9 protein-coding genes are annotated in these 7,166 nt (G+C 67.6%); all 9 read right to left on the reverse strand.

Annotated features, from left to right (window positions below):
• A partial coding sequence (locus AC1DY5_RS35295) for an aldehyde dehydrogenase family protein (RefSeq protein WP_478119112.1) occupies positions 1 to 264 on the reverse strand: 264 nt, incomplete at its 3' end.
• Between the two features lie 36 nt (positions 265 to 300).
• The gene (locus AC1DY5_RS35300) at positions 301 to 1,215 is read right to left on the reverse strand and encodes a LysR family transcriptional regulator (RefSeq protein WP_478119114.1); all 915 of its coding nucleotides are present in this window, start codon (positions 1,213 to 1,215) and stop codon (positions 301 to 303) included.
• A gap of 27 nt (positions 1,216 to 1,242) precedes the next feature.
• On the reverse strand, positions 1,243 to 1,581 hold the full coding sequence (locus tag AC1DY5_RS35305) for a 4Fe-4S dicluster domain-containing protein (protein ID WP_478119115.1): 339 nt from the start codon (positions 1,579 to 1,581) through the stop codon (positions 1,243 to 1,245).
• A gap of 30 nt (positions 1,582 to 1,611) precedes the next feature.
• Positions 1,612 to 2,388: an enoyl-CoA hydratase-related protein gene (locus AC1DY5_RS35310; protein WP_478119117.1), complete on the reverse strand. Its 777-nt coding sequence runs from the start codon at positions 2,386 to 2,388 to the stop codon at positions 1,612 to 1,614.
• Positions 2,385 to 3,548 carry a CaiB/BaiF CoA transferase family protein gene (locus AC1DY5_RS35315; RefSeq protein WP_478119119.1) on the reverse strand — a complete coding sequence of 388 codons (1,164 nt, stop codon included), beginning with the start codon at positions 3,546 to 3,548 and terminating at the stop codon, positions 2,385 to 2,387. Before AC1DY5_RS35315 ends, AC1DY5_RS35310 begins: the two co-directional genes overlap by 4 nt.
• Complete coding sequence (locus AC1DY5_RS35320; protein ID WP_478119121.1) at positions 3,545 to 4,924, reverse strand: FAD-dependent oxidoreductase; 1,380 nt, start codon at positions 4,922 to 4,924, stop codon at positions 3,545 to 3,547. Before AC1DY5_RS35320 ends, AC1DY5_RS35315 begins: the two co-directional genes overlap by 4 nt.
• 70 nt (positions 4,925 to 4,994) lie before the next feature.
• Positions 4,995 to 5,843, reverse strand: coding sequence for an ABC transporter permease (locus AC1DY5_RS35325; RefSeq protein WP_478119122.1), 849 nt, complete (start codon positions 5,841 to 5,843; stop codon positions 4,995 to 4,997).
• 7 nt (positions 5,844 to 5,850) lie between these two features.
• A complete protein-coding gene (locus AC1DY5_RS35330) occupies positions 5,851 to 6,633 on the reverse strand; it encodes an ABC transporter ATP-binding protein (RefSeq protein WP_478119124.1) in 783 nt (260 codons plus the stop codon).
• 4 nt (positions 6,634 to 6,637) lie between these two features.
• Positions 6,638 to 7,166: ABC transporter substrate-binding protein (locus AC1DY5_RS35335; RefSeq protein WP_478119126.1), on the reverse strand; the 529-nt coding region annotated here is incomplete at its 5' end.

The raw sequence follows: 7,166 nt of genomic DNA on the forward strand, positions 1-7,166 counted from the left end.
CGCCAGCAGCGTGCCGAGCTCTTCCTTGCGCGCCAGGATCTCGGCGCCGATCTTTTCCAGCGCCTCGGAGCGCGCCTGGATGCCGCCGGTGGACCAGGCCGGGAAGGCGGCGCTGGCGGCCGCGACCGCGGCGTCGACCTGGGCGGCGTCGCCCTGCGCGTACTGGCCCAGCACGTCGCCGAGGTTGCTCGGGTTGACGTTGGCGCTATAGCTGGCGGCGGCGCGCCATGCGCCGTTGATAAGGTTGTCGAAGCTCTGTGTCATGGATGGGTTCCCAAGAGGCCGCCGCTGGCCCGGCGCTCAGAGCGCGGCGGCAGCGATTTCAAGTTGCGTGAGGCGCCGGGCCATGCGGCCGACGAAGTTTTGCGTGACATGCGGCAAGGCGCGCTGCGTCGGCACCAGGATGCCCACCAGCAGCTTGTTCAGCGCCGGCAGTTCGAAGGGCCGCCAGAGCAGGTCCCCGCGCCGGAGCTCTTCGATGAAGGCGATCTTCGAGAAGCATGAAATGCCCTTGCCGCCCATGATCAGCCGCTTGAGCAGCGGCGTGGAGTTGCAGGTCGCGGCCGGTTCCATGTCGTCCCAGAATGCGGCGAATTCGGCCGACAGCGAGGCACTCAGCACCGGGTACGAGCTCGAGCGCAGGAACGGATATTTGGCGCAGTCCTTGAGCGACACGCTGGCGTGTTTCGACAGCGGATGCCCCGGCGGCATGACCACGCCGATCGGCAGGTTGGCCGTGGCGATCGCCTCGATCCCACCGGGCAGCCGGCTCACGAAGGTGAGTCCGACGTCGGCCTGGCCCGACATCACGAGCTGGGGAATCTCCATCGGCTGGGTCGAAGTGATGGTGTAGGTGACCGCGGGGAAGATCTGCAGGAACTCCTCGACCGCCGACGGCAGCAGCTCCTCGAAGAACGAGTCCATCGCCGCGACCTTGACGTGGCCGGTGCGTTCGCCCTTGAGCGCATCGAGCTCGGTGCGCATCACCTGGAACTGGTGCAGGGTTTCCTGCGCGTGCTTGAGCAGCCGTTCGCCGGCGGCATTCAGGCGCAGGCCATTGGGCAGGCGATCGAAGAGCTCGACGCCGAGCTCGTCCTCGAGCTTGTGGATCTGCCGATTGACGGCGCTCGCCGCCACGAAGAGCCGCTCGGAGGCCTTGCGGACCGAGCCGGCGCTCGCCACTTCGATGAAGTACTTCAGAACAATGGCGTGCATCGGCCTGCCCTCCCGAAAGAGGCGGCATCATCCCACCGCCCGGGCGCTCGGCACTTCCTGCGCGATGCGCGGATGGTCGCAGGCCAGGTGCCGTCCGTCGGCGCCACCCGGCGAGCCCAGGGCGCTGATCTCGATGCCGAAGAACTCGCGGTTGATGGCCGTGTAGTGCTGCAGTTCGGGCGGCAGCCGAAACTCCTCGTAGATCGCCTCCGTGGGGCAAGCGGACACGCAAACGCCGCAGTCGATGCATTCATCCGGGTGAATGTACAGAGTACGCGCGCCTTCGTAGATGCAATCGACGGGGCAGCACAGCACGCAGGCGCCGTCCTTGCAGTCGATGCAGGCCGTGGTGATGACGTGGGCCATGGCAGTCGTCTCGCGTCAGATATGACCGGCCTAGCGGCCCTGCCACTGGGGCTTGCGCTTCTGCTGGAAGGCCAGAACGCCTTCGTCCGAGTCCTCGGACTGCAGCGCCGTCACCAGCGCCGGCAGGCGCATGCCGTGGGCTTGGGCCGGCGACATCGTGCCGGTCAGCCGCACCACCTGCTTGAGGGCCTTGAGCGACAGCGGCGCACATGCCAGGATCTGCTGCACCCAGCGATCGACGGCGCCGTCGAGTTCGGGACGGGCGACGACTTCGTTGATCAACCCCATCTCGAGGGCACGCCGCGCCTTGACCCGCTGTCCGGTCAGCATCATGGCCATGGCCTGGCGGTACGGGATTTGGCGCTGCAGCAGCAACATGCCGCCGTCCAGCGGCAGGCGCCCGACCAGAGGCTCGGGCAGGCCGAAGCTGGCGTCCTCGCAGGCCACCACCAGGTCGCAGCCCAGCACCATCTCGAAGCCGCCGCCGAGCGCGAAGCCATTGACTCTCGCGATCACCGGCACGTTGAGCGTCTCGCGCAGCGCGATCCCGCCGAAGCCGCCGGGGCGCGATGCCGCCCAGTAGTCGACGCCCTTGAGGTTGGACGTGTTCTTGAGGTCGGCACCGGCGCAGAAGGAACGATCGCCGGAACCGGTCAGCACCACGACGCGGATGTCGTTGCTGCGTTCGATGTCGTCCCAGATGCGCACCAGTTCGGCTTCGGTGGCGAGGTCGACCGCGTTGAGCACGTCGGGGCGGTCAATCGTGACCGTCGCGACGTGGTTCGAGACTTCGAAGAGAACGCTCATACGCCGGCCTCTTCGATCAACGCACGCGCTTCGGCCAGCACCTCTTCGGTGTGCTGTCCGAGCTTCGGCGGCTCGCGCCGCAGGCCGGTCCGGGCGCCGGACATGTGGATCGGGCTGGCGATGAACTTCAGCGGTCGGCTGGCCGAGGCCTCGCCTTCGAGGATCATGTCGTTGTGCAGGGTCTGCGCATCGACCAGGGCCTCGCGCATGTCGCGCACCGGCGCCGAGAGCAGGTCCTGCGCCTCGAGGCGGGCTAGCCAATAGGCGCGCGTGTTGCTCCCGAAGCGCTCCCTGAAGATCGCGTGCAGCTCGGCCTTGTGTTTGAACTGCGCAGCCAGGTCGACGAAGCGCTCGTCCTGCGAGAGGTCGTCGATCTCCAGCGCGTTGCAGATGTCGCGCAGCGGATGCGACTTGAACGCGCCGACCAGCACCAGCGCGCCGTCCTGCGTATCGAAGACGCCCGACAGCGGCATCGCGGCCCAGTTGACCTCCGAGTCCTCCATCATGATCATCGCGGCCTCCTGCATCTGCATGGACAGCATCGAGTCGTACAGCGAGACCGCGATCTTCTGGCCTTCGCCACTGCGTTCGCGCTGCAGCAGCGCGAACAGGATGCCCTGCACCATGTGCATGCCGGCCGTGTAGTCGGCCAGCGCGGTCGGGTAGATCGAGATCGGCACGGCGGCGTCGGCGCGCCGCGCCATCACGCCCGACAGCGCCTGGGCGAGGACGTCCTGGCCGCCTTTGTGGGCATAGGGGCCGGTCTCGCCGAAGCCCGTGCCCACAGCGTAAACGATTCGCGGGTTGATGCGCCGGCAATCCTCGTAGCCCAGCCCCAGCCGCTCCATGACACCGGCGCGGAAGTTGTTGGTGACGACGTCGGCATCGGCGATCAGCGCCTTGACCAGGTCGACCTGCGCCGGGTCGCGCAGATCGATCTCGACGCTGCGCTTGTTCCGGTTCAGGCTGCAGAAGATCGGGTTGTCGTTGCCGGCGACCGGCGCGAAGGTCGAGCGGCTCAGGTCGCCCGCGCCCTTGCGCTCGATCTTGATCACGTCGGCGCCGTGGTCGGCCAGCATCTGCGTGCAGACCGGGCCCATCATGACCTGCGTGAAGTCGATCACGCGGATGCCGTGCAGCGGCAGGTGTTGCGTGCTCATGCGGCCTCCGCGAACGAACGGGCGATGGCCGGGATGTCGGCATTCGGGCCCTTTTGGTCGCCGGGGTCGGCGCCCTGGGCGCGCAGCGTGCGCTGCAGCTTGCCGATGTCGACGTTGCGCACCGACACGCCCGCGTTCACCGCCAGCGCCGCGGCGACGCCGGTGGCCTCGCCCATCGCCATGCAGGGCGGGATCTCTCGCGAGACCTTCTGCGCCGCCGATGTCGCCGAGTAGTGGCGGCCCGCGACCAGCAGGTTCTCCACGCTGCGGGGCAGCAGGGTGCGGTAGGGGTAGTAATAGTCGCGCCCGCGCGCCACGCTGTCCTCGAAGCGCACCCGGTGGGCCACGTCGTCCTTGGTCATCACGTACTCGCCTTCGAGCAGGCGCGTCTGCCGGATGCCGGTCTGGGGCGCCATGTCGATCATGTAGCAGTTGCGGAAGCCGGGGAGGCGGTCGCGCACGAACTCGATCACCTTGTGGATCGTGTTGCGGCCCTGCACCTCGGCGCGCGTCAGGTCGGCGACCTTGAGGCCGTCGAGCCCCGCCATGTGCGGGCAGTTGCACCAGACCACGCCCGGCAGCGGGGTCTTGAGCCACCAGTATTCCCAGGCGCCGCCCAGCATGTGCTTGACCTCGCGGTCGATGGCCTGGAAGGCCYGCGGCTCCTCGTTCTCGAAGCGCTCTGCCTCGTCGGTGTCGACGCCGCCGAGGCGGAACACGGTCGTCACGATGTAGGCGCCGCTGGTATGAGGAGCGCCCGCCGAGGCAGCGACGTCGAGGTCGCCCGTGGCGTCGATGACCACCTTGCCGAGAATCGCCTCGCGACCGCTCTTGGTCTCGCAGACCACGCCCTTGACCTGGCCGTCTTCGACCAGCGTGCGCGAGAACCACGAATGCAGGCGCAGCTCGATCCCGGCCTGCTGCACCATCTCGAGCGAGGCGCGCTTGAAGGCGTCCGGATCGAAGGCCGCGGCAAAGCAGATCGGGTGCGGCTTCTCCTTGCTGTGGAAATCGAAGGTGCCCCAGCGCTTCCAGCGCCGCACCGCTTCGGGCAAGCTGCCCCATTCGTGCTGCTTCGGGTACTCGGCCAGGCCGTTCGCGGCCATGCGCTCGATCATCTCGAGGCAGATGCCGCGCACCGAGATTTCCTGCAGGTGGCTGTCCCACATGTCGTCCAGCACCAGCACCATGCCGCCCGAGGCGAGGCCGCCGAGGTGGTTGTAGCGCTCCAGCAGCGTGACGCTCGCACCGTTGCGTGCGGCGGCGAGGGCCGCAGCCTGGCCGGCAGGCCCGCCACCGACCACCACCACATCCGATTCGGCTGCCACGCGAATGTCGTGCGCAGACTCATGCATCCAGTCGCCAATACGGCTCATAACGATTCTCCTGATTGAATTTCGGGGAGGCGGCGCGGTGGCCGCCGGGTCGCACTGCGAGGTGCGGGGTTCAGTGCGTGCTCTCCGGATGCCAGCGGATGATCGAGCGCTCGGCCAGCGTTACCAGCAGGAAGAACAGGCCGGATAGGCTCGCGCTCATGACGATCGCGGCGTACAGCAACGGAGAGTCGAAGTTGAAGGTGGCCTGAAGGATCATGGCGCCGATTCCGACCGTGGCACCCACCCATTCGCCGACCACCGCGCCGATCACGCACATCGACGCCGCGATGCGCAGGGCCGAGAACAGGTAGGGCAGGGCGTTCAGCAGCCGCAGGCGGAAGAAGATCTCCATCTTGCTCGCCGACAGCACGCGCATCAGCTCCATGGCCTGCGGGTTCACCGATTCGAGGCCGCGCACCATGTTCACGAGCGTCGGGAAGAAGCACACCAGCGCCGCGATCGTGATCTTCGGCTCCATGCCGTTGCCCATGATCAGCACCAGGACCGGGGCCTTGGCCACCAGCGGGACCGCATTGAACATCAGCACGACGGGGAAGAAGATGTCCTGCAGCGTCTTGTTGTGGACGAACACTGTGGCGACAGCGATCGCCGCCAGGTTGCCGATCAGGAAGCCGCCGGCCGCCTCCATCGCCGTGGGGATCAGGTTGTCCAATAGAACAGCGCGCTTGGCGTAGAGCGTCTCGACTACCGCCCAGGGCGTGGGTGCGATGAAAGGCTTGACATCGAAAAGGACGATGACGGCCCACCACAGCACGATGAGGCCGCCGATGCCGAGTGCCGGCAGGATGCGGCGGCGCCACAGGCGGCGGCGGCGGGCGGCCGCCCAAGCGATGTATTCGGAGTCGGCCGGCATCACTGCCAAGCCGGGCACCGGCGTATCGATGGAACTGGTGGTCATGTCAGCCTCAGCAGGTTTCCAGCACGCGCCGCAGGTGGGCGGTGAGCCGGACGAATTCGGGTGTTTCGCGGATGTCGAGCGTCCGGTCTTCGGGCAGGTCGACCGGCACGATCTCGCGGACGCGGCCCGGGTTGGCCGCGAGCATCAGCACGCGCTGGCCGAGGAAGGCCGCCTCGTGGATGCTGTGGGTGACGAACAGGATCGTCACGCCGGTGTCTTTCCAAACGCGGCGGATCTCCTCGTTGAGCCGGTCGCGGGTGATCTCGTCGAGCGCACCGAAGGGTTCGTCCATCAGCAGGATCTTCGGATCGCTGGCCAGCGCGCGCGCGATCGACACGCGCTGGCGCTGTCCGCCCGACATCTCGTGGGGCCAGGCGTGCGCCCGGTCCTTGAGGCCGACCAGTTCGAGCAGTTCCTGCGGAGAACGGCGGCCCTTGCGGCTGGCGCCGCCGCCCACCTGCAGCGGCAGCTGGACGTTCTGCAGCGCCGTGCGCCAGGGCAGCAGCGCCGCGTCCTGGAAAACGAAGCCGATGTCGCGGTTCTTGCGCGCGGCCTGCGGCGAGGTGGAGAGCACATCGATCTTTCCGCGGCTCGGCTCCAGCAGGTCGGCCACCACGCGCAGGAAGGTCGACTTGCCGCAGCCCGAGGGGCCCAGCAACGTCAGGAACTCGCCCTGCGCGACGTCGAGGTCCAGGCTCTTGATCGCGGTGACATCGCGGCGCTCGGTGAAGAAGCGCATGCCGATGTCGCGGCACGAGATCGCCGGAGCGGCGTTCAGTACGGCAGCCATGGCATCAGGCCTTCATGCGGTAGGCGGCGGTCGACTTCAGCGCGTCGAGCCAGATGACGTCGTCCACCTTCGGCGTCCGCGCGGTGAACTGGCCCAGCTCCGAGTACATCGAGATTTGCGCCTGCCAGATGGCCGGGTCCATGGTGCCCCAGCCCTGCGTCTGCGCCAGGCCGCCGAAGGCGTACTCGAGCATGACGTCGACCGCGGCGCGCTCGTCCTCGCGCTTGAGATTCGGATATTCCTTCACCAGCAGGTCGACCGACTGGTCGCGGTTGGCCTTCACGTGCTGCCAGCCGCGCGAGGTCGCACGTAAGAAGGCATCGATGACCTTCGGCTGGGTCTCGAGCGTTTTTGTCGACGCGTAGTAGGGCAGCGCATAGAGCTGCACGCCGCCGTCCCACAGCGTCAGGTCGACGCGGTCCGGACCCAATGCCTTGAGTGCGGTCGTGCTCGTGAGCCAGCCCGTGACGACGTCGACCTGGCCGGTCTTCAGCGGCGCCAGGTCGGAGCCGTCGGTGATGATGGTGTCGTCC

It is taken from the genome of Variovorax sp. P4_D9, from assembly GCF_056401695.1.